This is a genomic window from Bradyrhizobium sp. ORS 111, assembly GCF_045571485.1.
Taxonomy (GTDB): Bacteria; Pseudomonadota; Alphaproteobacteria; order Rhizobiales; family Xanthobacteraceae; genus Bradyrhizobium.
Genome location: NZ_CP120701.1, coordinates 6,518,398 through 6,543,747 on the forward strand (window position 1 = coordinate 6,518,398; position 25,350 = coordinate 6,543,747).

21 protein-coding genes are annotated in these 25,350 nt (G+C 64.2%); 12 read left to right on the forward strand and 9 right to left on the reverse strand.

The features are described 5' to 3' along the window. Positions 1–15 precede the first annotated feature (15 nt). Both kdpA and P6U30_RS29945 read right to left on the reverse strand, forming a co-directional pair. Positions 16–1,719, reverse strand: a complete 1,704-nt coding sequence (gene kdpA / locus P6U30_RS29940) for a potassium-transporting ATPase subunit KdpA (RefSeq protein WP_407166387.1) — start codon at positions 1,717–1,719, stop codon at positions 16–18. Positions 1,720–1,837: 118 nt separating this feature from the next. Next, a complete protein-coding gene (locus P6U30_RS29945) occupies positions 1,838–1,927 on the reverse strand; it encodes a K(+)-transporting ATPase subunit F (RefSeq protein WP_018454042.1) in 90 nt (29 codons plus the stop codon). A 390-nt stretch (positions 1,928–2,317) separates the two neighbouring features. Here P6U30_RS29945 and P6U30_RS29950 point away from each other — a divergent pair, with 390 nt between their 5' ends. The 10 genes from P6U30_RS29950 (at position 2,318) to P6U30_RS29995 (ending at position 14,028) form a co-directional block, all read left to right on the forward strand. Next, positions 2,318–2,779 (forward strand): hypothetical protein, encoded by a 462-nt coding sequence (locus P6U30_RS29950; protein WP_407166388.1) that lies wholly within the window; start codon positions 2,318–2,320, stop codon positions 2,777–2,779. Between the two features lie 126 nt (positions 2,780–2,905). Beyond that, positions 2,906–4,297 carry an NfeD family protein gene (locus tag P6U30_RS29955; protein WP_407166389.1) on the forward strand — a complete coding sequence of 464 codons (1,392 nt, stop codon included), beginning with the start codon at positions 2,906–2,908 and terminating at the stop codon, positions 4,295–4,297. After that, positions 4,294–5,055: a slipin family protein gene (locus tag P6U30_RS29960; RefSeq protein WP_407166390.1), complete on the forward strand. Its 762-nt coding sequence runs from the start codon at positions 4,294–4,296 to the stop codon at positions 5,053–5,055. Before P6U30_RS29955 ends, P6U30_RS29960 begins: the two co-directional genes overlap by 4 nt. A gap of 149 nt (positions 5,056–5,204) precedes the next feature. After that, complete coding sequence (locus P6U30_RS29965) at positions 5,205–5,612, forward strand: Hsp20 family protein (RefSeq protein WP_407166391.1); 408 nt, start codon at positions 5,205–5,207, stop codon at positions 5,610–5,612. 10 nt (positions 5,613–5,622) lie between these two features. After that, a complete protein-coding gene (gene lon, locus P6U30_RS29970; protein ID WP_407166392.1) occupies positions 5,623–8,016 on the forward strand; it encodes an endopeptidase La in 2,394 nt (797 codons plus the stop codon). 205 nt (positions 8,017–8,221) lie between these two features. Next, a complete protein-coding gene (locus tag P6U30_RS29975; RefSeq protein WP_407166393.1) occupies positions 8,222–9,289 on the forward strand; it encodes a PAS domain-containing protein in 1,068 nt (355 codons plus the stop codon). Beyond that, complete coding sequence (locus P6U30_RS29980) at positions 9,286–9,909, forward strand: response regulator (protein ID WP_407166394.1); 624 nt, start codon at positions 9,286–9,288, stop codon at positions 9,907–9,909. Before P6U30_RS29975 ends, P6U30_RS29980 begins: the two co-directional genes overlap by 4 nt. Positions 9,910–10,334: 425 nt before the next feature. Next, a complete protein-coding gene (locus P6U30_RS29985) occupies positions 10,335–11,603 on the forward strand; it encodes an amidohydrolase family protein (protein WP_407166395.1) in 1,269 nt (422 codons plus the stop codon). A gap of 54 nt (positions 11,604–11,657) precedes the next feature. Continuing rightward, a complete protein-coding gene (locus tag P6U30_RS29990; RefSeq protein ID WP_407166396.1) occupies positions 11,658–12,194 on the forward strand; it encodes a DUF1097 domain-containing protein in 537 nt (178 codons plus the stop codon). Positions 12,195–12,480: 286 nt separating this feature from the next. After that, positions 12,481–14,028, forward strand: a complete 1,548-nt coding sequence (locus P6U30_RS29995) for a gamma-glutamyltransferase family protein (RefSeq protein WP_407170569.1) — start codon at positions 12,481–12,483, stop codon at positions 14,026–14,028. Between the two features lie 28 nt (positions 14,029–14,056). Here the strand turns inward: P6U30_RS29995 and fdhF are convergent, their stop codons facing one another. From fdhF to mobB, 7 genes are all read right to left on the reverse strand, one after another. Beyond that, entirely contained in the window at positions 14,057–16,822 is a 2,766-nt protein-coding gene (gene fdhF / locus P6U30_RS30000; RefSeq protein ID WP_407166397.1) for a formate dehydrogenase subunit alpha, read from the reverse strand. Further along, positions 16,819–18,525, reverse strand: coding sequence for an NADH-ubiquinone oxidoreductase-F iron-sulfur binding region domain-containing protein (locus P6U30_RS30005; RefSeq protein ID WP_407166398.1), 1,707 nt, complete (start codon positions 18,523–18,525; stop codon positions 16,819–16,821). The genes fdhF and P6U30_RS30005 overlap by 4 nt, the downstream gene beginning before the upstream one ends. Positions 18,526–18,672: 147 nt before the next feature. After that, the gene (locus tag P6U30_RS30010; RefSeq protein WP_407166399.1) at positions 18,673–18,951 is read right to left on the reverse strand and encodes a hypothetical protein; all 279 of its coding nucleotides are present in this window, start codon (positions 18,949–18,951) and stop codon (positions 18,673–18,675) included. 93 nt (positions 18,952–19,044) lie between these two features. Next, complete coding sequence (locus P6U30_RS30015) at positions 19,045–20,700, reverse strand: OFA family MFS transporter (RefSeq protein WP_407166400.1); 1,656 nt, start codon at positions 20,698–20,700, stop codon at positions 19,045–19,047. 328 nt (positions 20,701–21,028) lie between these two features. Then, entirely contained in the window at positions 21,029–21,298 is a 270-nt protein-coding gene (locus P6U30_RS30020) for a sulfurtransferase TusA family protein (protein ID WP_407166401.1), read from the reverse strand. A 38-nt stretch (positions 21,299–21,336) separates the two neighbouring features. Next, complete coding sequence (gene glp / locus P6U30_RS30025) at positions 21,337–22,590, reverse strand: gephyrin-like molybdotransferase Glp (RefSeq protein ID WP_407166402.1); 1,254 nt, start codon at positions 22,588–22,590, stop codon at positions 21,337–21,339. Between the two features lie 9 nt (positions 22,591–22,599). Continuing rightward, positions 22,600–23,127 (reverse strand): molybdopterin-guanine dinucleotide biosynthesis protein B, encoded by a 528-nt coding sequence (mobB, locus tag P6U30_RS30030; protein ID WP_407166403.1) that lies wholly within the window; start codon positions 23,125–23,127, stop codon positions 22,600–22,602. A gap of 263 nt (positions 23,128–23,390) precedes the next feature. Between mobB and P6U30_RS30035 the strand changes: the two genes are divergently transcribed. After that, positions 23,391–24,281 carry a formate dehydrogenase accessory sulfurtransferase FdhD gene (locus P6U30_RS30035; RefSeq protein WP_407166404.1) on the forward strand — a complete coding sequence of 297 codons (891 nt, stop codon included), beginning with the start codon at positions 23,391–23,393 and terminating at the stop codon, positions 24,279–24,281. Further along, positions 24,226–24,900 (forward strand): molybdenum cofactor guanylyltransferase MobA, encoded by a 675-nt coding sequence (gene mobA, locus P6U30_RS30040; RefSeq protein WP_407166405.1) that lies wholly within the window; start codon positions 24,226–24,228, stop codon positions 24,898–24,900. The genes P6U30_RS30035 and mobA overlap by 56 nt, the downstream gene beginning before the upstream one ends. The last annotated feature ends 450 nt before the right edge of the window (positions 24,901–25,350 follow it).

Consider the following 25,350-nt stretch of genomic DNA (forward strand, 5'->3'; position numbering starts at 1 on the left):
GGATGTCGCTCCGGATCAGAACAAGGTGTTGGCGTTCATGGCGAGATGCTCGACGATCGGTCCGAGCGCCAGCGCCGGGAAGAAGGTCAGGCCGCCGATGATCAGGATGACGCCGACGACGAGGCCGACGAACAGGCCGCCGGTAGTCGGAAACGTGCCTGCGGAAGGCGGAATCGACTTCTTCTCGACCAGCGAGCCCGCGATCGCCATCGCCGGCACGATCATGAAGAAGCGGCCGACGAACATCGCCGAAGCGAGCGTCAGGTTGTAGAAGAACGTGTTGCCGGTGAGACCCGCAAAGGCCGAACCGTTGTTGCCGGTCGCCGAGGTGTAGGCGTAGAGCACCTCGGTAAAGCCGTGCGGGCCGGCATTGGCCATTGAGGCTACCGCCGACGGCAGCACCACGGCGACGGCGGTCCAGCCGAGATACATCAGCGGCAGCACCAGGATCGCAAGCATTGCCATCTTGACCTCGCGCGCCTCGATTTTCTTGCCGACATATTCCGGGGTGCGGCCGACCATCAGGCCGGCGACGAAGATCGCCAGCACGACGAACAGCAGCATGCCATAGAGGCCGGCGCCGACGCCGCCGATGATGACTTCGCCGAGCTGCATGTTGATCAGCGGGATCATGCCGCCGAGCGCGGTGAAGCTGTCATGCATGGCGTTGACGGCGCCGCAGGACGCCGCGGTGGTGACGACGGCGAACAGCGAGGACGCGACGATGCCGAAGCGGACTTCCTTGCCTTCCATGTTGCCGCCGGCAAGGCCGAGCGCCTGCAGCGCGGTGGTGCCATTGGCCTCCGCCCAATAGGTGACGCTGACGCCGGCGACGAACAGGATGCCCATCACGGCAAGGATCGCCCAGCCCTGCCGCTCGTTGCCGATCATGCGACCGAACACGTTGGTCATCGCGGCGCCGATCGCAAAGATCGAGACCATCTGCACCAGGTTCGACAGCGCTGTCGGGTTCTCGAACGGATGCGCGGCGTTGGCGTTAAAGAAGCCGCCGCCATTGGTGCCGAGCATCTTGATCGCGACCTGCGAGGCCACGGGGCCGAGCGCGATGGTCTGCTTGCCACCTTCCAGCGTGGTGACGTCGACATAAGGCTGAAGCGTCTGGGGGATGCCTTGCCAGACCAGGAACAGCGCGTAGGCGACGCAGATCGGCAGCAGCACGTAGAGCGTGCATCGGACGACATCGACCCAGAAATTGCCGACGGTGCGCATCGACGAGCGCGAAAAGCCGCGGATCAGGGCCATCGCGAGCGCGATGCCGGTCGCGGCCGACAGGAAGTTCTGGTGGGTGAGGCCCAGCATCTGGACCAAATAGGACAACGTGCTTTCGCCGCCATAGTTCTGCCAGTTGGTGTTGGTGATGAAGGAGATCGCGGTGTTGAAGGAGAGATCCTCGGCGACCGCGCTCTGCGCGGCCGGGTTGAACGGCAAGAGCGCCTGCAGCCGCATCAGCCCGTAGATGATGAAGAAGCCACCGACATGGAACAGCAGCATGGCGACGGTGTAGGTCAGCCAATGCTGCTCGCGGCGCTCGTCGACGCCGCCGATCCAGTAGATGCCGCGCTCGATCGGGCGCAGCACGGGGAAGAGCAAGGTGCGCTCGCCGTTGAACACGCGGGTGATGTACCAGCCGAGCGGTTTGACCAGCGCGACGACGATCGCGCAGAAGAGAATGATCTGAATCCAGCCAATGACGGTCATTGCGTCAAACCTTTCGAATGCACGTCGAACGCAGCAGCGGCACGAGCAGGCCCAGCAACAGCCCGCTCAGCACCGCGTCCGCGACGAGGATCGTGAATAGCGTCGGCATCGCGTTGGCCTAGAAGCGCTCGGGCCGCAGCAATGCGTAAGTGAGGTAGAACAGCAGGCCGAGCGACACCGCGCCTGCGAGCGAATAATCGAAGATCATCGCGCCCTCCCTAGAGCCGCTCGCAGGCATAGGCGTAACCGATGCCGGCTGCGAACAAGCCGAGCGCGAGCGCCGCCATGACAATGTCCATCATGAGAAACTCCTGTGCACCATCGGCGGGCATAAGCGCACGCGCGCCGGACGAACGTGACGTGCCATCCGGGGCATAGGTTTTCGAGATGGAGCGAGCAGCGACGTTATAGGAATCTTATAAAGGCCCGGCGGCGTTCCGCCAGGACAAGGCTCGGGATATGTCCGCCCGTCGCCATCCGCGTTTATGGAATCCCTATATCTCCGCCCCTGCGCTCATCTCGTATTCAAATGGCGCTCCGGTCATTTTTTAAGCTGCGGCCCGATGTGTTGGGTCCGCGTATCGGACGAGATGAGATCATGCCACTGCTTGCAGAAAATTCCTCCGCCGCACTCGGCGGCCGGCTGCACGACGCCGATGCAGTCACCGCCGAGCTCATGGCCGACATCGTCGGCCAGGCCTGCCGGCGCTTCCCCTCGCGCGCGGGCGGCAAGGCCGCCTATGTCGAACGCCTGATCGAGACGGGCGCCTGGATCGACGCGGCGTTGGCGCTGATCGATCTGGAGCTGCCGCAATGGCAGCTTCGCCGCCTGGTCTATGACGAGGGCGAATGGCATTGCGCGCTGTCGCGCATACGTGAGCTTCCCGACTGGCTCGACCGGTCGATCGAGACGCATCACGCGAACCTCGCGCTCGCGATCCTCAGCGGCTTTGTCGAGGCGCAGCGGATCGGCGCGCCTGAGTGCCGGACCAGCGTGCCCCCGGTCCGCCGCAACGCCGGCGCGCTCTACGAGCCGCTCTGCCTCGACAATTTCAGCTAACGGGCGCAGCCAAGCTGAATAGGCCATCGCAGCGCACAATGGCCTGAACGAACGGCGCCCCGAGCGCCGCCCCCATATTGAGGTTGCGGAACGGAACCCCATATCCCCGGCAAGGGAGTGCTTGCCGTGCAGATCGTAAGGGCGGCCCTCGTTGCGGCGGCGACCGTGCTCGTCGCTCTGGTTGCTTCGATCCGCCCCGGTGCGGCGGAGGAGGGTAGCCGCCTTGCCCTCACCATTTCGATCGACGGGGCCATCGGGCCGGCGTCCGCCAGCTACGTCAAGGACGCTCTCGCCAAGGCCGGCGAGCGGCATGCCGCGGTCGTCATTCTGCGCCTCAATACGCCGGGTGGTCTCAGCAGCAGCATGCGCGAGATCATCACCGACGTGCTCTCCTCGCCTGTTCCTGTCATCGGCTACGTCGCTCCCTCGGGAGCCCACGCGGCCAGCGCGGGAACCTACATCCTCTACGCGACCCATATCGCGGCGATGGCGCCCGGCACCAATATCGGCGCCGCGACGCCGGTGCAACTCGGCAGTCCGATACCGGGTCTGCCAGGCGGCACTCCGGACAAGGGCGACAAGGAGAAGAAGGACGGCGACCAGCCATCCGCGAAGGACGCCATGACGATGAAGACGACGAACGATGCCGTCGCCTTCATCCGCAGCCTCGCCGAACTGCGCGACCGCAATGCCGACTGGGCCGAGAAGGCGGTCCGCGACGCCGCCACCCTCTCCGCCAACGGCGCCTTGCAGGCCAAGGTCATCGATCTCATCGCGCGAGATGAGGCTGATCTGCTGAAACAGGTCGACGGCCGGACGGTGGAGATCGCTGGCAAGACACAGCATTTGGCGACGAAGGATGCCGTGATCGAGGCCATCGATCCCGGCTGGCTTGCGAAGTCACTGGCGGTCATTACCGATCCCAACGTCGCCTTCGTTCTCCTGATGGTCGGGATCTACGGGCTGATCTTCGAATTCATGTCGCCCGGCGCGGTGGCACCGGGCGTTGTCGGAACGATCTGCCTGCTACTCGGCCTCTATGCCCTCAACATGTTGCCGATCAACTATGCCGGCTTCGCCCTGATGCTGGTCGGCATCGCGCTGCTCGCCTTCGAGGCCTTCAACCCGACCGTCGTGATCGGCCTCGGAGGCGTGATCGCCTTTGTGCTGGGCGCGGCCATGCTGTTCAGGATCGAGGCGCCTGGATACCGGCTGTCATGGTCGGTCATCGCCATTGTCGCGGCGATGATGGTCGGCCTGATCGTGGTCGTGCTCGGCGCACTCCGCCGGGCCCGCAAGGGTCCTGTCCGGCTCGGCGCGCAAGCCATGCGCGGGCTGCCGGCCGAAGTGCTGGACTGGTCGGAGACCACAGGGCACGTCTTCACCAATGGTGAACGCTGGCAGGCGCGCGGCACCGAGACGTTCAAGTCCGGAGAGATGGTCGAAGTCGCCAACATCGTTGGCTTGACGCTGGTGGTTCGGCGTACCGGCGCCACCAGCCAAGGAGGTCCCGCATGATGCTCGATTATCTCACCTATGCGGCGCTCGCGCTGCTGATCGTCATATTTCTGTCGCAGGCGGTTCGTGTCCTGCGCGAATACGAGCGCGGCGTCGTCTTCACGCTTGGGCGCTTCACAGGCGTGAAGGGCCCGGGGCTCATCATCCTGATTCCGGTCGTGCAGCAACTGGTGAAGGTCGACCTCCGGGTGATGGTGCAGGTCGTGCCGCCGCAGGACGTGATCTCGCGCGACAACGTCTCGGTCAAGGTCAACGCCGTGCTCTACTTCCGCATCGTTGACGCCGAGCGCGCGATCATCAAGGTCGGCGACTACATGGCGGCGACCAGCCAGCTCGCGCAGACCACGCTACGCTCGGTGCTCGGCAAGCACGATCTCGACGAGATGCTCGCGGAACGCGACAAGCTGAACGCCGATATCCAGGAAATCCTCGACAAGCAGACCGACGTCTGGGGCATCAAGGTCACCTCGATCGAGATCAAGGATGTCGACATCAACGAGACCATGGTGCGGGCGATCGCCAAGCAGGCCGAGGCGGAACGGTTGCGGCGCGCCAAGGTGATCAACGCGATGGGCGAGCAACAGGCCGCCGAGAAGCTGGTCGAGGCCGGCCGGATCCTGGCCCAGGAGCCGCAGGCGATGCAGCTCCGCTATTTCGCGGCGCTGCACGACATCGCCGGCGAGCGTTCATCGACCGTGGTGTTCCCGCTGCCGATGAACCTGCTCGATCACCTGACCCGCCGAAGCGAGGCGACCTGATCCTGCTGGTGCGTGGCGCGCCAGGCGGCCGCGCCGCGCAGCAGGAACATCGTGGGGCTTTTTCCATCAATTTACCCGCCGTGGGGCCGGTTTACGGTCGGCGGCAACATCGGTAACCTCGCATCCCAATGCGACATCGAGAGGTGCCCATGCGATCCAAGGATCCCATCAACTGGATGCTGTCGGATGCGATCGAGACACTCGCCCGCGCCGAGCGCCTGCACCAGCGTTTCCTGACCATCCATCCGCTCACGGAAAGCCGCGAGCCGAGTTGGGAACCGCCGACCGACGTGATCGAGACGGACGATGAAATTCTGATCCTGGTGGCGCTGCCGGGGGTCGACCCGGACGAGGTCGAGGCCGCGCTTGACGGCGCAACGCTTGTGATCAGTGGACGCCGCACTCTGCCTCCGGAACTGCGCAACGCACGCATCCTGCGCCTCGAACTGCCGCAAGGCCGGTTCGAGCGTCGCATTCAACTGCCGACCGGCCGCTACACCATCAGCCGCTTCGCCGCGCATGGTTGCGTCGGGCTACGGCTTGGAAAATCGAGCTAAGGAGTTCGGCATGGCTGCTACCGACACATCGAACTCAACACCGGTTTCGTCGTCCGAACGTACGACGCCGATCCCGGGCGATGCCTTGATCATCGTCCCGGCGCGCAACACCGTGCTGTATCCGAACGTCATTGTCCCGATCACGATCGGGCGGGCGAAATCGATTGCGGCGGCCCAGCAGGCGGTGCGCGAACAGCGACAGATCGGCATCCTGCTGCAGCGTGATGCCGAAGTGGATGACCCCGGCCCCGACGACCTGTACCGGATCGGCACCGTCGCCAATATCGTGCGCTACATCACCGGCCCCGACGAGACGCACCATCTGGTCTGCCAGGGCGTGCAGCGCATGCGCGTGCTGGACTACCTTCCGGGAACGCCGTTCTTGGCCGCGCGCGTGCTTCAGATTCCGGAGCCCACGACGACATCCCCCGAGATCGAGGCGCGCTTTCTCAATCTGCAGCGCCAAGCGCTCGAGGCCGCACAACTGTTGCCGCAGGTGCCGCCGGAGTTGATCGCTGCGCTGCAGGGCACGAACTCGCCGGCAACGCTGGCCGATCTTGCAACCTCCTACATGGACATCAAGCCGCAGGAGAAGCAGGACATCCTCGAGACCATCGATCTCGCGACCCGCATGGACAAGGTGTCCCGTCAGCTCGGCGAGCGCATCGAGGTGCTGCGGCTCAGCCAGGAGATCGGGCAGAAGACCAAGGCCGCCTTCGACGAGCGGCAGCGCGAGGCGATCCTGCGCGAGCAGATGGCGACCATCCAGCGCCAGCTCGGCGAAGGCGACGGCAAGGCCGCCGAAGTGGCGGAGCTGACCAAGGCGATCGCCGCGGCCAAGATGCCGCCGGAGGCCGAAAGCCAGGCGCAGAAGGAGCTGCGCCGCTACGAACGGATGCCGGAGGCCGCGGCCGAATCCGGCATGGTCCGTAGCTACCTCGACTGGCTGATCGATCTGCCCTGGAGCCTTCCGGACGAGAAGCCGATCGACATTGCCGAAGCGCGGCGCATCCTCGATGCTGACCACTATGGTCTGGAGAAGATCAAGAGCCGCATCATCGAATATCTGGCCGTGCGCAAGCTGGCGCCCAGCGGCAAGGCCCCGATCCTCTGCTTCGTCGGACCTCCCGGCGTCGGCAAGACCTCGCTTGGACAGTCGATCGCACGCGCGATGGCGCGGCCGTTCGTCCGCGTCAGCCTCGGCGGCGTGCATGACGAGGCCGAGATCCGCGGCCACCGCCGCACCTATATCGGCGCGCTGCCCGGCAACATCATCCAGGCGATCAAGAAGGCCGGCGCACGCAATTGCGTGATGATGCTCGACGAGATCGACAAGATGGGTCGCGGCATCCAGGGCGATCCATCGGCCGCGATGCTCGAAGTGCTCGACCCCGAGCAGAACTCGACGTTCCGCGACAATTATCTCGGCGTGCCGTTCGACCTCTCGCGCGTGGTGTTCATCGCGACCGCCAACATGCTCGACGGCGTCCCGGGGCCGCTGCTCGACCGCATGGAGATCATTAGCCTTGCGGGATATACCGAGGATGAGAAGCTCGAGATCGCGAAACGCTATCTGGTCCGCCGCCAGCTCGAGGCCAACGGGCTGAAGGCCGAACAGGCCGAGATCGAGCCCGACGCGCTCAGGCTGGTGATCCGCAGCTACACCCGCGAGGCCGGCGTGCGCAATCTGGAGCGCGAGATCGGCAAGGTGCTGCGCAACGTCGCGGTGCAGATCGCGGAAGGCAGCGCGACCCATGTCACCATCGCGCCGAAGGACATCGTGCCGCTGCTCGGCCAGCCGCGGTTCGAGAACGAGATCGCGATGCGCACCAGCATTCCGGGCGTGGCGACCGGGCTCGCCTGGACCCCGGTCGGCGGCGACATCCTGTTCATCGAGGCGTCGCGCACGCCAGGCCGAGGCTCACTGATCCTCACCGGCCAGCTCGGCGAAGTGATGCGTGAGAGCGTGCAGGCCGCGCTCACTCTGGTGAAGAGCCGGGCCTCCCAACTCGGGATCGATGCCGGCGTCTTCGAGAAAAGCGACATCCACGTTCACGTGCCGGCGGGCGCGACCCCGAAGGACGGCCCCAGCGCGGGCGTTGCGATGTTCACCGCCCTCACCTCGCTGCTCACGGAGCGCACAGTCCGCAGCGACACCGCGATGACCGGCGAGATCTCGCTGCGCGGGCTCGTGCTTCCGGTCGGCGGCATCAAGGAGAAGGTGGTCGCCGCCGCCGCGGCCGGCCTGACCCGTGTGATGCTGCCGGCGCGCAACAAGCGCGACTTCGACGATATCCCGGCCGGGGCGCGCGCCAAGCTGGAATTCATCTGGCTCGAGCGCGTCGACGACGCGATCGCCGCCGCATTGGAGACCGCCAAAACGACGCCCGCGGCAGCGGAGTGACGGTCGCCTGGGCAGTGAAGCAACCGACGGTCGCGCGCGTGGGGATATGATCCGTCTCCGTGTTCGATTGCGAGGCCGGGAAGGCGAGATGGAGATTGACCATCTCTCCATCCGTTTCGCATTTGCGAAGAATTGCACACCTCACCCATGCATCGGCCGGCGATTTTCCACTATGCAGGTACCGCGAAGTTGATAGTCTTCGGCGATGACCGACGATGGACAGCAAGATCGCCAAAGAGCGTTGCTCGACAATATCCCGGACATGGCATGGCTGAAGGATCGCAAGTCGCGCTATCTTGCTGTCAACTCGGCCTACCTGAAGGTCATCGGCCGACCCGAACACGAGGTGATCGGAAATACCCCGTCCGCAATTTGGGCGCCTGAGATCGCCAATATCTATCTGCGCACCGATCGCGCCGTTCTGAAAAGCGGCAGACGTCGGCGCTACGAGGAATCCCGCCCCGACAACAATGGCGAACCGCGTTGGTTCGAGACCATCAAAGCACCCATTCGCAATGAAGCGGGGCGCATTGTCGGAACCGTGGGCATATCTCGCGACATCACCGAACGAAGGGCGGCAGAAGACGAGCTTCTTCGTTCCAGGTCGCAGTTACGCGAGCTCTCATCGTATCTTCAGTCAGTTCGGGAGGAGGAGCGCGCAAGAATCTCACGCGAGCTGCACGACGAGCTGGGACAAACACTGACGGCGATGAAAATCCAGTTAACCTGGATCCGGGACCACCTGTCCTCACCGCCGGACGTTCTGGGCCTCCACATCGATCGTCTCGTTTCGGTTGCGGATCATTCGGTGACGAACCTTCGACGCATCGCCGCTGACCTGAGGCCGATCATGCTGGACGAACTCGGCCTCGTCTCCGCGATCAAATGGTTGACCCAAAACTCTGCCGAGATGAGCGGACTCGACGTGTCCCTATCCTTTGATCGGGAAGACATCGCCTACAGCAAGGATGTGAGCACGGGCGTGTTCCGCATCGTTCAGGAGTCGCTTACGAACGCGCTGCGCCATGGGCACGCCAGGCAGGTTGACATCAGCGCACGGCACGCCGCAAACGAGTTCCGGCTCGAGATCGTCGATGATGGTTGCGGCATCGACAACGTGATATTGCCGCGAGACGGGCTGGGCCTCGTGGGCATGCGCGAGCGCGCCTTCTCGCTCGGAGGATCGATCGACGTATCAGGTGCTGCACACGGCGGAACGCGCGTCTCGGTTCGCATTCCGCTCGACACGCCCAAGGTTAGAACTCGACGATGACGCGTCTCATCATCACCGACGATCACACCATCTTCCGCGAGGGCTTGAAGCAGATCCTCGCGGACCAGGCAGATATGGACATTGTCGGCGAGGCGCGAAGCGGCGACGAACTGCTTGGGCTGCTGGAAACCACACCTTGCGAGATCGTGCTGCTGGACCTTTCCATGCCTGGAATCAGCGGGATTCCGCTTCTTCAGCTCCTCAAAGCAAAACATCGCGAGATTCGTATCGTCGTCCTCAGCATGCATGAGGAGCATCAGTACGTCATCGAGTCGCTGAAGGCGGGCGCCGTCGGATACGTCACCAAGAACAGCGCCAGTCTTCAACTGATCCAGGCTATCCGGACCGCGGCGCGGGACGAAATGTTTGTCAGCGCAGCGACGCGAGACGCCACGCGGCATCCGCCGGCCGCAGCATTCCCGCATATCCGATTGACGAAGCGCGAGCGCGAAGTCTTCGATATGCTGGTTCTCGGGCGCAAGATCACCGACATTGCCCGCAGGCTCGACCTCAGCATCAAGACCGTGAGCACCCACAAGGCGAACCTCATGGAAAAGATGGGGGCTGCAACGGTGGTCGACCTGGTCCACTACGCGCTCCGAAATCAACTCGTCGAGTGACCCTGCCCTGCATTCCGTCGTGCCGGCTCGCCCTGTGGGCCCATGCTTCGAGGCGCCCGCTTTTGGCGGCTCCTCAGCATGAGGTGTTGTTTTGCGGCACAATAGTAGACCCTCATGGTGACGAGTGCCGCTTGCGGCGCGTCTCGAACCACGAGGCCGATTACGCGCAGCCGCCCGAGACGGCATATACGATAGCCCTGCCCCCGGCGGGGAGAGGTGGACCGGAGCCGCCGCGAGTCGATTCGACCCACACTGATCCTGCTCTAGGATTATTCCTAGTCGCTCTTAGGAACTCACTGATTATCCGCCGACGCTTTCTGCTTTAGCTTTACAACGCGCCGCTCGGAATCCTTTTCCTAAATTCGTTCGACGCGTGTCGGAGAAACAAAAACCAAGGCTCCGACGAAGCCAAGGAGGAAACTTCAATGGAGATGGTCGTTCGCCAGGTTCGGCTTAGCGACGAACAGCCCCTCATGGATATCGGAATTCGCGGCGGACGAATTGCGGCGATTGAGGAAAATCTCGACAGGGCGGGTGAAGAGGAGATCGACGCGCAGGGCCGCGTGGCCCTCCCTGGCTTCATCGAACCGCACCTGCATCTCGAAAAGGCGTTCGTTCATCGCCGACTGCCCGCCCGCTCCGGGACCTTGGAAGAAGCCATCCGGGTCACCGGAATCCTGAAGGCGAAGCAAGAGCGCAGTGACGTGCTGGAGCGATCGCGCAAGGTCCTGGACATGGCGGTCCGCAACGGAACGGTGTTCGTTCGTGCCCATCCGGACGTCGACCCGATCCAGGGACTCATTGGCGTCGAGACCGCCCTGGAGCTGAAGGAGGAGTACAAGGATCTGCTGGATCTGCAGATCGTGGCCTTTCCGCAGGAGGGCCTGCTGAAGACGGCCGGCGTCGTCGAACTCATGGAGCAGGCAGTGGCGATGGGCGCCGACGTCGTCGGCGGCTGCCCCTACAACGAACTGAGCTGGAACGATACGTGCGCACACATCGACAAGGTGTTCGATTTGGCCTTGAAGCACGATCTCGACATCGACATGCATGCCGACTTTGCCGACGATACCGACGACAAGCGTTTCGCTGCGGCGGAATACATCGCGCGAAAGACCATCGATACGGATTACCGAGGCCGGGTCGCCTTGGGTCACATGACGAGCTTGGGTGCGCTGACGCCGGAACATGCGAAGCCGGTGATCGACCTGCTGAAGGAAGCGGACATCACCGTTGTTACGCTGCCCGCTACGGACACCTATCTCGGCGGCCGCAAGGACGATGCCCGGCCACGTCGCGGTCTGACCCCGGTGCGGGCGTTGCATGCAGCGGGCGTCAACGTCGCCTATTCATCCAACAATATCCGCAACGCCTTCACGCCGTTCGGCAAGGCCGACCCGCTTCAGATCGGCAATCTGCTGGCTCACCTGATCCAGTTTGGTACTCCCGAGAATCAGCTCGAGGTTCTCAAGATGGGCACCTCGAACGCGGCGCGTGCGGTAGGGCTGTCTGATCAGTACGGCCTGGCGGTGGGCAAGCCGGCGGACATCGTCATTCTCGATACGTTCGCTTTCGCGGACGTGCTGCTGGACATTCCGCCACGCTCGTGGGTCCTCAAGCGCGGGCGCGTGACGGTGATCACCCGGCACGAGAGCCGAATCTGCAGAGAATGCGGCCATGCCCATCCGCGATGAGCGGGCCGTAGCGAAAGCCGAAGAACAACCAAAAGCATCAAGCGAGGAAACCCCATGACAAAGCTGCCTGCGGAAGTTGTCGCATCACTTCTGGCCGTCACAACGATCTTCATCAGCATGACCTCTTTCCATTTCCCGCCGTGGGCGATCTTCATCACATGGGCGGGAACATTCGCGGCTGGCGGACCCTCCATCGGCCTATTGAAGAAGTTCTGGCCCACCATGATCATCGGGGGCATCTTCGCCTACATCATCGTCGTTTGCTTCAAGTTCTCTGCGCAGCACTTGACGGGGAATGCCCAGATCCTCGCCGAGTGCGCCATCTTGTTCGTGTTCAACGGCACGATGATGTTGCTGGGACGTATTCCTGCCCTCAGCTTCGTGCCGGGAATGTTCTTCGGGTTTGCATCGTACTTCGCAACCGTGTTCGGCGGATTTGGACCGGTGCCCGGCGATCCGCTCGCCGCGCTGGCGGCCTCGCTCTTGATGAACCTGCTGGGACCGATCTATGCTTGGCTCACGGCGCACCTCGGAGCTCACCACCCGCATGCCGAGACAGCAGATCGGCGCCTGCCTGAGATCGCCTCCTAGGGCATGATCCGAACCCGCAGCCGCTTTCGCGCACAGTTGAAGCTGGTCCTCCCTCGCGATAAACGCGAAGCCGCTGCGCGGAGATCATGCCCGATGAAATCATGATGCGATTACGCGCAATCGCGTCATGATCCCAACAGTGCCGGTCTCCTGTTTGCAGATGAACTGAAAGGACACGATGAATTTCCATGTCGATGAAAGGTCGGGCGGCATCGTCGCCGGCCGATCTGATCGTGCGGCCGAGGCGGTACTTGGGTCGCGGACACAGGCCCAGTCGACCGATGGCATGGTGACAAGCCCGCACGCGCAGGCCAGTGAAGCAGGTCTCAAGGTGCTGCGTGACGGCGGTAACGCTATCGAGGCGGCGATCGCCGTCGGAGCCGTAATCACGGTCACCTGCCCGCACTTCTGCGGGATCGGCGGCGATGCCATCTGGATCGTCGCCGACCGCAGCGGTCGCAGGGATGTCCTCATGGGGCTCGGCCAGGCCGTGGAACATCTGCCGAACTTCCAGGATGCAATTCCCTTCCGCGGTTCGGGCTCCACGATCGTCTCGGCAGGCGCCGTCGATAGCTGGGAGAAGGCCCACGCCTATTCGAGGGCACATTGGGGTGGGCAACTCAGCTTCTCGTCGCTGCTGGATGCGGCGATCGGCTACGCCGAAAACGGCTTTCCGATCACCGCCTCGCAACTGTACTGGCTGGATTACCGCAAGACCGAGGTGGACGGTTGGCCGAACTTCCGGGCCACGTTCATGCCGAATGGGCGTCGGCCCAGGGAGGGCGAAACCTTCGCTCAGCCGAATCTGGCGCGCAGCCTCAAGGCGATTGCTCGACACGGGGCACGAGAATTTTACGAAGGAGAACTTGCCACAAGGATTGCGAAAGGGCTGGAAGCGGTCGGCTCCCCGGTGACCGCGATCGATCTTCGCAACACCCGGTCCACGCTCGAGCAGCCGGTCAGCCTCGACTACCGGGGGCTCACTTTGCTCGCCCCGCCGCCGCCAACGCAGGGCATTTCGACCCTCGGGATCATGGGAATCCTGCGCGAATTCGACCTAAGCAAGATTCCTGAAGGCAGCGCGGACTACTACCACCTCTGCGTGGAAGCGGTGAAGCAAGCCTTTCTGGACCGCACGCGCATTGCGGACCCGAATTTTGTCCCACAACCTCTCGACCAGTGGCTGGCTCCGGACCATCTCGGGCGCAAGGCCCAATCGATCAAGCTGGACCGCGCGATGAACTGGCCGCATCCGTTCAAGACCGGCGACACCGTCTACTTCGCGGTCACCGACCGGTTTGGGCATAGCGTCAGCGTACTGCAAAGCACCTATTACGACTGGGGCAGCGGGATCGTTGTCGGGGATACCGGCATACTCTGGCAGAACCGGGGTGCCGCCTTCAGCCTCGATCCACGCAACCCGAACGTGGTTCGCGGCGGGAAACGCCCATTCTATACGCTCAATCCGAGCATGGTGCTGAAGGGGGACGCGCCATATGTCCTGTGCGGCACCCAAGGAGCCGACGGACAGCCGCAAACCCTGGCGGTGCTGCTCACCCGTCTCTTGGACTATCGCCTCGATCCGTGCGAGGCGCTGTCACGCCCGCGTTTCCTGCTTGGCAAGACATTCTCGGACCAACGCGACAGCCTCAAGCTCGAGGCCAGCGTGAACGACGCGACGGTCGATGATCTGGCCAAGCGTGGTCACTGCATCGCGGCCATTCCCGCACTGAGCCCGCTGGCCGGCCAGGCCGGAGCCATCGTGATCCATGACGACGGCTTGATCAAAGGCGCACACGATCTGCGTGGCGACGGTTGCGCCCTGGGCCTTTAGACTGATAGCGACGCCTGGCGGCGGCGGGTTACTCCGCCGCCGAGCGAAACTCGGCCTTTTCAGCGCGCACCGCGCAGAATTTGAATTCCGGAATCTTGCCGAACGGATCGAGCGCCGGATTGGTCAAGAGATTGGCCGCCGCCTCGGCGTAGCAGAACGGCATGAACACCATGTTCTCCGGTACGTCGCGATCGGAGCGCACCTTGACCTCGACCGCGCCGCGGCGGGTCTGCAGGCGGATGAAATCACCCGGCCAGAGCTCGAGCCGGCGCATGTCCTTCGGCGACATGAAGGCCACAGCCTCGGGCTCGATCTGGTCGAGCACGGAGGCGCGGCGCGTCATCGACCCGGTGTGCCAGTGCTCGAGCACCCGCCCCGTCGACAGCACCATCGGATACTCGTCATCGGGCAATTCATCCGGCGGGATCACGTGCGCCGGCACGATCTTGCCGCGCCCGCTCTCGGTCGGGAAGCCCGTGGTGAAGATGATCTCGTTGCCTGGCTGATGTGGATCGTCGACCGGATAGGTCACCGCGCCCTCGCGCACCAGGCGTTCCCAGGTGATGTTGTTGAGCGACGGCATCACCTCGGTCATTTCGGCGAATACGTCGGCGGGGCCGCTGTAATTCCACGGCAGGCCCATGCGCTTGGCGATCTCCTGGATGATCCAGAGATCCTGCCGCGCGTCGCCCGGCGGCCGGATCACCTCGCGCGCGAGCTGCACGCGGCGGTCGGTGTTGGTGAAGGTGCCGGACTTCTCGGCGAACGCCGACGCCGGCAGGATCACATCGGCATAGAATGCGGTCTCGGTGACAAACAGATCCTGCACCACGAGATGATCGAGTTTCGCCAATGCCTCGCGGGCATGCTGCAGATCGGGATCCGACATCGCGGGGTTTTCGCCCTCGACATACATGCCGTGGATCTCGCCGGCATGGATCGCGTTCATGATCTCGACCACGGTCAGGCCGCGCACGGGATCAAGCTGCTGCTGCCAGAGCTGCTCGAACGGCGCGCGCAGATCGGTGCGGCCGACCGGCTGGTAGTCCGGCAGGAACATCGGGATCAGGCCGGCGTCGGAAGCGCCCTGCACGTTGTTCTGGCCGCGCAGCGGATGCAGCCCGGTGCCGGGACGGCCGACCTGGCCGGTGATCAGCGCAAGCGCGATCAGGCAGCGCGCATTGTCGGTGCCGTGGACATGCTGGCTGATGCCCATGCCCCAGAAGATGATCGACGACTTTGCCTTGGCGTAGGTCCGCGCCACCTCGCGCAAGGTCTCCGCCGGGATGCCGCAGATCGGCGCCATCTTCTCCGGCGGGAAGTCCTTGATCTTCTCCTTCAGCTCATCGAAGCCTTCGGTGTAGCCGGCGATGTACTGCTCGTCGGTCAGGCCTTCGGTGATGATGGTGTGGATCATCGCGTTCAGCATCGCGACGTCGCTGCCCGGCTTGAATTGCAGATGCTCCGTGGCGTGACGCGACAGCGTCTGCCGGCGCGGATCCATCACGTACAGCTTGGCGCCCTTCTTGGCCGCGTTCTTGATGAAGGTCGCCGCCACCGGATGGTTCACGGTCGGGTTGGCGCCGATCACCCAGATCACCTCGGCATCCATCGCCGCCGAGAACGGCGCCGACACCGCGCCCGAATTGAGGCCCTCCATCAGCGCCGCCACCGACGAGGCGTGGCACAGCCGCGTGCAATGATCGACATTGTTGGAGCCGAAGCCGGTGCGCACCAGCTTCTGGAACAGATAGGCCTCCTCGTTGGAGCCCTTGGCGGAGCCGAAGCCGGCGAGCGCCTTGACGCCCTTCTCGTCGCGGATCCTCTTCAGCCCCTTGGCCGCGAGATCCAGCGCCTCCTCCCACGAAGCTTCGCGGAAGTGGGTGTAGGGATTGGCGGGATCGACCTGGTCGTTGGGATCCTTCTTGACGTTGGGCAGCCGCACCAGCGGCTTGGTCAGCCGATTCGGATGATGGATATAGTCGAAGCCGAAACGGCCCTTGACGCAGAGCCGGTTGTGATTGGCCGGGCCGTCGCGCCCCTCCGCATAGATCACCTTCTCGTCCTTGACCTGGTAGGTGACCTGGCAGCCGACGCCGCAATACGGGCACAGCGAATCCACCTTGCGGTCCGGATAGGTGACGCGCTCCTGCTTGTCGTCGAGCATCACCGACGGCATCAGCGCGCCGGTCGGACAGGCCTGCACGCATTCGCCGCAGGCGACACAGGTCGATTCGCCCATCGGGTCGTCGAAGTCGAACACGATCTTGGCGTCGTGATTGCGATACGCCATGCCGATGACGTCGTTGACCTGCACCTCGCGGCAGGCACGCACGCACAGCCCGCACTGGATGCAGGCATCGAGATTGACGCGCATCGCCGGATGACTGACGTCCGGCGTCCAGCGTTCCGCGGCCGGAAAGCGGCTCTCGGTGACGCCGGTCTTCTCGGCCCAATGCCAGAACTTCGAATCCGGATCGTGCGAGGTCTCGCGCGCCGGCTGGTCCGCGACCAGGAGCTCCATCACCATCTTCTGCGCGGCGACGGCGCGATCGCTGGCGGTCTTGACCTTCATGCCGACGGAAGGCGTGCGCTTGCAGGACGCTGCCAGCACGCGCTCGCCCTCGATCTCGACCATGCAGGCGCGGCAATTGCCGTCGGGCCGATAGTCCGGCGCCGGCGAGTAGCACAGATGCGGAATCTCGCTGCCCTGACGCTTTGCCACCTGCCAGATGGTTTCGCCGGGACTGGCTTCGACCTGCTTGCCGTCGAGCTCGAACGTGATCTTGGTCATTCGGCAGCTTCCTTGAACTCGTCGGGGAAGTATTTAATCACCGATGTCAGCGGATTGGAGGCCGCCTGCCCGAGGCCGCAGATCGATGCATCGCGCATCGCCTGGCTCAGCTCATCGAGCAGCGCCCGGTTCCATACCGGCCGTTCCATCAATTGTGCGGCCTTCTGAGTGCCGACGCGGCACGGCGTGCACTGGCCGCAGCTCTCGTCCTCGAAGAAGCGCATCAGGTTTAACGCCGCGAGCTTGACGCTGTCCTGCTGCGACAGGATCACGATCGCGGCGGAGCCGATGAAGCAGCCGTATTTCTCCAGCGTGCCGAAATCGAGCGGGATGTCGTCCATCGACGCCGGCAGGATGCCGCCGGAGGCGCCGCCCGGCAGATAGGCGTGGAAGGTGTGGCCGTCGGCCATGCCGCCGCAATATTGGTCGATCAGCTCGCGCACCGTGATGCCGGCCGGCGCAAGCTTCATGCCGGGGTTCTTCACCCGCCCCGAGACCGAGAAGCTGCGCAGGCCGAGCCGGTCGTGGCGGCCGTGGCTCTTCCACCAGCCGGCGCCCTTCTCGACGATGTCGCGCACCCACCACAGCGTCTCGACATTGTTGATCAGCGTCGGCAGGCCGAACAAGCCGACCTGGAACGGATAAGGCGGCTTGTGCCTGGGCAGGCCTCGCTTGCCCTCGATGCTCTCGAGCAGCGAAGATTCCTCGCCGCAGATATAGGCGCCGGCGCCGCGGCGCATGTGAAGCTTCGGCCCGCCGGCGGGCAGCTTGGCGATCTCGCGGGCCAGGATCTCGCGGCAGGCCGGATATTCGTCGCGGATGTAGATATAGACCTCGGACGCCTCGACGACATGCGCGCCGATCAGCATGCCCTCGAGGAAGCGGTGCGGATCACTTTCGAGATAGACGCGGTCCTTGAAGGTGCCGGGCTCGCCCTCGTCGCCGTTGACCGCCATCAGCCGAGGGCCGGGCTCCCCGAGCACCGCGCGCCACTTGCGGCCGGTCGGAAAGCCGGCGCCGCCGAGCCCGCGCAGGCTGGCATCGTCGAGCGCCTTCAGCAGGTCTTCCTTCGCAAGCTCGCCGGAGCGCAATCGGTTGAGCAGCCTGTAGCCGCCACCGGCGACATAGGCGTCATAATCGACATAGGCGGGCAGATGGGCGTGCGTGTCCTCGGCCTTCGCCGCCGCCAGCACGTTGTCGACCGTGGCGTGATCGACGAAATTGTGCCCGACCTCGGCGGCGGGCGCGGTGTCGCAGCGGCCGACGCAGGGCGCGCGCACAACGCGGATGCCCGGGCCGGCCGCGCTCTGCAGATCCTGCAACAGCTTCTCGGCACCGAGCATCGCGCAGGTCAGCGAGTCGCAGACCCGGATGGTCAGCGGCGCGATGTCGGGCTCGCCTTCCTTCACCACGTCGAAATGCGCGTAGAATGTCGCGGTCTCGAACACCTCGGCGAATGACAGCTTCATCTCGTCGGCAAGCGCGGCCAGATGCGCCGCCGAGATCTGGTGGTAGCGGTCCTGGATCAGATGCAGGAACTCGATCAGCATGTCGCGCTGCCGCGGCCGGTCACCAAGCAGTTGCTCGATCTCGTGGGCCGCGGCCGGGTCGACCTGGCGGCCCTTGGGGGTGGATTTCGCGCGCTTCCGGCCCGCGCCGGGATGCTCGAAGCTGCGGACCTGGTGCACGTCATGCGTCGTCATAGGCGTCTCGTTACCGCTGTCAGATCAATAGTCTAGCGCCTTGGCATGCCAGATGCCAACTAAATTCGAAGCGTTCCAAACAGCATTAGGGGGCATGCAGCCGCCTGTCACGCCCCCCTGATCCACACGCTTGCGAGGCGCCAGTTCTCACGTCTTCTCCATGCAATCGGCGATATAGAACCAGCGGTCATCGCCGGTCAGCCCCTTGGCCTTTACCTCCCTGCGGCAGGCCTTCAGCTTCGGCTTATTGGCCTTCCACTGCGCCCTCATGCTCTTCAGCTTCTCCATCGTCGGCTTGATCTTCGTTGGCTTGGCCGTGGTCGAGGTTGCCGCAGGCGCGGCCGGCGACGCGGTCTGCGCCGATGCCATGTGCAGCGTGCCTGAGACAAGCAGCACAGCGGCAAGACAGGTTCCGATGCGAAACATTGCGGAATTCCTTTTTGGTTTATTCGTTGATCTGAAAAAATCAGACAGGCCGCGGAACGGGCCTGCCCGTTCCGCGGATCGCGCGACGTGAAATCAGAGGATCTTGATAGCGCTCTCCAGCGTCTTCCAGACGCCCCAAGCCAGCGGAATGCCGACGAACAGCCAGAACAGCGCCGCCTTGGCGTCCAGGCCGCCCTTGCCGATGCCGAACGACCCACGCTGCACGGCCGCGTCGCTCTTGGCGCTAGCCGCCTGCAACTTGGCGACCTCCTCCCCGCTCATATGCCATTTCGGATCGACCGGCTTGATCAGGTAGTTGCAGATCAGGCCGGCGATCAGCATGGCGCACAGGATGTACATCGTCGTGTTGTAGAGATGGTCGCGCGGCACGCCGGCCCTGAGCTGGAATTCGCGGATGTAGTTTACCACCACCGGACCGATGATGCCCGCCGTCGACCACGCCGTCAGCAGCCGTCCGTGGATGGCGCCGACGAACTGGGTGCCGAACATGTCGGCGAGATAGGCCGGCACGGTGGAGAAGCCGCCGCCATACATCGACAGGATGATGCCGAAGCCGAGCACGAAGAGCAGCTTCGAACCGATCGCCGCAAAGGTCGGCGCCAGCGCGTAGAGCGCGATGCCGAGGACGAAGAACGTGTAATAGGTGTTCTTGCGGCCGATGTAGTCCGACAGCGAGGCCCAGAAAAATCGGCCGCCGATGTTGAACAACGACAGCAGACCGGCAAAGCCCGCAGCGATACCGGCAATCGCGGTCTTCTGCTCGACCGAAAGCTGACCGAACGCCAGCTCCGGATGCCCGATCAGCTTGCCCGCGAAGATCTCCTGGAGCATCGGCGAGGCCATGCCGATCACGCCGATGCCGGCCGAGACGTTCAAGCAGAGCACCCACCAGATCAGCCAGAACTGCGGCGTCTTGTGCGCATTGTCGAGATGCACATGATGCTCCGAGATCATCGACTTCTTCTCGCTCGGCGGCGTCCAGCCGTCCGGCTGCCAGCCCGGCGGGGTCACGCGATAGGCGAAGGCGCCGATCACCATGAATACGAAATAGATGACGCCCATCGCGACGAACGTCTCCCAGACGCCGACCGAGGTCGGTGTCTTGAAGTAGTTGATCAGGAGGTTCGCAAGTGGCGCGCCGATCATGGCGCCGCCGCCGAATCCCATGATGGCCATGCCGGTCGCCATGCCGCGACGATCGGGAAACCACTTGATCAGCGTCGAGACCGGCGAGATGTAGCCGAGGCCGAGACCGACGCCGCCGATCACGCCGGCACCGAGCCACATGATCCAGAGCTGATGCATGTAGATGCCGAAGGCGGCGACGATCAGTCCGCCGCCCCAGCACAATGCAGCGACCACGCCCGCCTTGCGCGGCCCAGCGCGCTCCAGCCATCCGCCCCAGATCGCAGCAGAAACGCCGAGCAGCACGAAGAACAATGTGAACATCCAGCCGAGGCTCGCGACCTTCCAGTCGCACGTGGTCGTGAACAATTCCCCGAGCAGCGAAATGTCGGGGCAGTCCTTCGGGGCGTTCAGCCCGATCGCCCGTGACAGCGGCAACCAGAACACCGAGAAGCCGTAAGCCATGCCGATGCAGAGATGAATGCAGAGCGCGGCCGGCGGCACCAGCCAGCGATTGAAGCCGGCGGTCGCAATCGTCCGCTCTCTGTCAAGGATACCTGCGCCTGCTGCGGATACAGTTCCGGCGCTACTCATCGTCGTCATTGGTGCCTCCCCTGCAGCCGCCGCCGTTGGCAGCGCGCCTGCCGTCTTCGATCCCGCTTCCGCCCTGTTCGCGGCGCAACTTTGATGTCGTTGTTCCGCACAATTCCCTTGCATGCGCCGGGACCACCACGCGCATTTTGGAATTCTAACACCCGATGCGGCCGGATATGCCCGCGGTCGTGCGGCCGATCTGGAGGGAGGTCAGCCCTAGCCCACCCTCACGCCGCTTCCCAGGCACGACTCCGTCTCCACACCCCAGTGGAGATTATCAATTCGCGCAGAAGCCGGAACAGGTGTCGATAGGCAAAAGGTAGATATCAAGCCGTGCCTAGCTGATACGCGGCGATGCAGCATTCGACTTGCCTATCGCTCCATTCGTCTTCTCGATCAGGAAGACGATGCGGACGTCGCTTCGTTCGGTGATCTCGACCCTGTCGCCGGTTTCGCGGATGAGGTTCGGAATGTCGATCACCGAAAGCGGGTCGGTGCAGTGCACTTCGAGGAAATCTCCGGGTGTCACGCTCTTGAGCGCCTTGCGCGTCTTCAATGCGGGCAGCGGACATTTCAAGCCGGTGAGATCGAGCTTTGTCGTGGTCATGGCTCGACCATGGCGAAGCGACTGTGCATCGTCAACGCTCACATCAGGTTTGCATAGGACAGGAAGCCGACCGTCTGGCCCGGCTCGACGCGCGCCACCTGCTCGCCGAGCTCGACCAGTCCGTCGGTGTCGACAAGTGATGACAACAGGCCGGCGCCTTCGCGCGGAAACTTGATCGCCTCGCGCGCACCATCCTGCGTTTCGCGGAGACTGACGCGGACATATTCGCGCCGCCCGAGCTTCTTCTTGTAGGTGAAGGCCGCGCGCACCGGCAGCGCAATCAACGGCTCCTGCCGCGCGCCCATCAGCGCCAGCGCGGTCGGACGCACCACGTGGACGAAGGTGACGAAGCTCGCCACCGGGTTTCCCGGCAGGCCGATCAACGGCGTGCCCTCGATAATGCCCATCGCGACGGGCCGCCCCGGCTTGATCGCCATCCGCCACAGCACGAGCTTACCGACCGCCTCGACACCGGCCTTGACGTGATCCTCCTCGCCGGTCGAGACGCCCCCGGTGGTGAGGATCAGGTCATGCGCGGCGGCGACGTTGCGCAGCGCCGCTGCAAGTGCTGTGCGTTCGTCGCGCAGGATTCCGAGATCGCTGACGTCACAGCCGAGTCGGCGCAGCATCGCCATCAGCATGAAGCGGTTGGAATCGAACAATTGCGGCGCCGCGCGACGCTCGCCGGGCGACACCAGTTCATCGCCGGTGGAGAACACCGCAACGCGCAGCCGCCTGACGACGGCGAGCTCGGTCAGGCCGAGCGCCGCCGCGAGCGCCACGTCCTGTGGCCGCAGCCGCTGTCCGGCCGGCAATGCCACGTGTCCGAGCGGAATGTCCTCGCCCGCCGGGCGGACATTGGCGCCGGGCTTCAGTCCGGCCGGCAAGACGACCTTGTCGTGCTCGAGGCGCACATCCTCCTGCATGAACACGGTGTCGGCGCCATCTGGCATCGGCGCTCCCGTGAAGATGCGCATCGCCTCGCCCGGCTTCAGCGCAGCCTGCGCCGACGCGCCGGCCTGCACCCGGCCGGACAATGCAAAGGCGCGTGCGTCGGTCTGCGGCAGATCACCGCTCGCCACCGCATAACCATCGACCGCGGAGTTGGTGAACGGCGGCAAAGGCAAGGGCGCGGCGATGTCACCGGCAAGCACGCGGCCATCGGCTGCCGCAAGCCTCACCGTCTCGACGTCAGCGACGGCGCTGACGCGCGCAGCGATCAGGCGCACCGCCTCGTCCACCGACATCATCGGCCCGCCAAAGGCAAAACAATCGTCCGACAGTTGCGCCATTCAGTCTCGTCAGCTCCCGGCCGAAGCCATCGCCAGCACGTCGGCAACCGGGAGCGCCGACCGCAGCATCAATTCAGCGACCTCCTCGATGTCGTCGAGATGGGCCATCGGCAACGTGGTTTCAACCACGACGTCGCTGACGATGCCGACCACGCTCGCATCGTCGGGGAACAGCAGCGGCTTGCCGTTGGCCGCGCGATGCACCTCGATCTTGTTGACCGCCTCGCGCTTGAACCCCTCCACCACCACCAGATCGACCCGCGCCATCTTGGCGAGCAGTTCCGGCAGCCGCGGCTCGCTCGCGCCGCGCAGCTCGTGCATCAAGGCCCAGCGCCGTGTCGAGGACACCAGCACCTCGGTGGCGCCGGACTGCCGGTGCACCCAGGAATCCTTGCCGGGCACGTCGACGTCGAACTCGTGATGGGCATGCTTGATCACGGAGACGCGCAAGCCGCGGCCGAGCAGATGCGGGATCACCCGCGACAGCAAGGTGGTCTTGCCGGCGCCGCTCCATCCCGCGAGGCCTATCACTTTCATCTTGCTTCGCTCTCCATCACGGAACCGGCTCTAACCCCGTCATTGCGAGGAGCCCGCGACAAGATTGCAAAGCAATTTTGCGCTGGAGCGACGAAGCAATCCATGCCTCCGCGGGCGGATCGATGGATTGCTTCGCGGAGCCTGTCATCGGGCGCGCGTTCGCGCGACCCGTTGGCTCGCAATGACGGTCCTGGTCGAGGTTTCATTCAATTCCTCACATGCTTATATCGGCTGCAAGCCCTTGTCATGCTAGCCTGACCGACATGATGAAGATCGAGAAAGCGCCCGTTCCCCTGATCGTCCCCAATCCGGACGATCCTCGCCTGACCGAGCGCGTCACCGGCACCGACCAGACCGGAGCCGCGGTCGAGATCAAGGTGCCGGTGGAGCGGCCGCTGACGCTGTACCTCAACGCGCAGGAGATCGTCACCATGATGACGATCGGCGACTATCCGGAATACCTGGCGCTCGGCTATCTTCTGAACCAGAACATGCTCAAATACGACGACGTCGTCACCGAGGTCGAATATCACGACGATCTCCAGGTCGTGGTCGTCCGCACCGAGCATCACACCAATTTCGAGCAGAAGCTGAAGAAGCGCACGCAGACCTCGGGCTGCGCGCAGGGCACCGCATTCGGCGACCTGCTGGAGGCGGTCGAAAGCGTCGTGCTGCCGAAATCCGAGCTGCGCACCTCCTGGCTCTACCAGATGACGCAGACGATCAACACCATGCCCTCGCTCTATCTCGAGGCCGGCGCGATCCATGGCTGCGTGCTGTGCAAGGAAGGCACGCCGCTCTGCTACACCGAGGACGTCGGCCGCCACAATGCCGTCGACAAGATCGCCGGCTGGATCTATCGCCACGAGGTCGATCCCGGCGACAAGATCCTCTACACCACCGGACGGCTGACCTCGGAGATGGTGATCAAGACGGTGCGGATGGGAATTCCGATCCTGGTGTCGCGCTCCGGCTTCACCGCCTGGGGCGTCGAGCTGGCGCGGCAAGTCGGGCTGACGCTGGTCGGCCGCACCCGCGGCAAACGCTTCATCGCGCTATCAGGACAGGAGCGCATCGTGTTCGACCAGAACCTCGACTATGTCGAGGAGGAATCGGCCCGGCACAAGCGCAAGGGCGAAGCGCGTGACGACTGATATTCCTGGTGTTCTGCTCGCCGGCGGTCTGGCGCGACGCATGGGCGGCGGCGATAAGCCGATGCGCACGATCGGCGGCCGCACCATCCTCGCGCGTGTGATCGCGCGGCTGACGCCGCAATGCGACGGCTTGGTCCTCAACGCCAACGGCGATCCGGCGCGCTTCACTGCGTTCGGCTTGCCCGTGATCGCGGACACGGTGGCGGATTTCCCCGGCCCGCTCGCCGGTATCCTCGCCGCGCTCGATTGGGTGGCGGCGCACCGGCCTGAGGTCTCGCTGGTGCTGAGCGCCGCCGCCGACTGCCCGTTCCTGCCGCGCGACCTGGTGGCGCGGCTTTATCGGGCCCTCACCGAACAGGACGCGCAACTCGCGGTCGCCGCGTCCGGCGGACAGTCGCATCCGGTGATCGGGCTGTGGAGCGTGGCCTTGCGCGACGAGCTGCGCCACGCGCTGGTCGTCGAGGATGTGAGGAAGATCGACCGCTGGACCGCGCGCTACACGCTGGCGACCGTCACTTGGCCCACCACCCCGCTCGACCCGTTCTTCAACGCCAACACAATGGACGATATCGCGGAGGCTGAACGGCTGGCGGCGTTGGATGAGGCGGGTGCGCGATAGAGCCGAGCCTTGAGGAGCATGGGCAATAATGACGCGCCGCGCTTCCAGTGCGCCGGCTATCTCGGAGGCCCTAATCCCGGAGGGTCAACCAATCCGTTGGCTGACGGGCCGCCCTGTCTTGGCGAGCCTTGCCGATCGGCTCTCTTTCGAGGCCTGATGGCGCGCCCGGAACCTCTTCCGAAGGCGCAGCGGGTCGCCCGCCAGGACTTCTTCCAAGGTTGTGTTCCTGAAACGAAGCCGTCTTAACATGGCACTGCTCCCTGATGCAGGAGCTCAATGGTCACACTCAGCCGCGGGCGCCTACGTGGGTCCTGCGCTGCTAAACGATAACGTGCGACGGCGCGCTTTGCTTCAACGGGATCGCCGATACCGGCCGCCCCCTCTTACCCGGCTGATTTACCTCAAAATTTCCCGCGAATTGCCTGCAGGGGCGCTCACAATGGAGTAAGG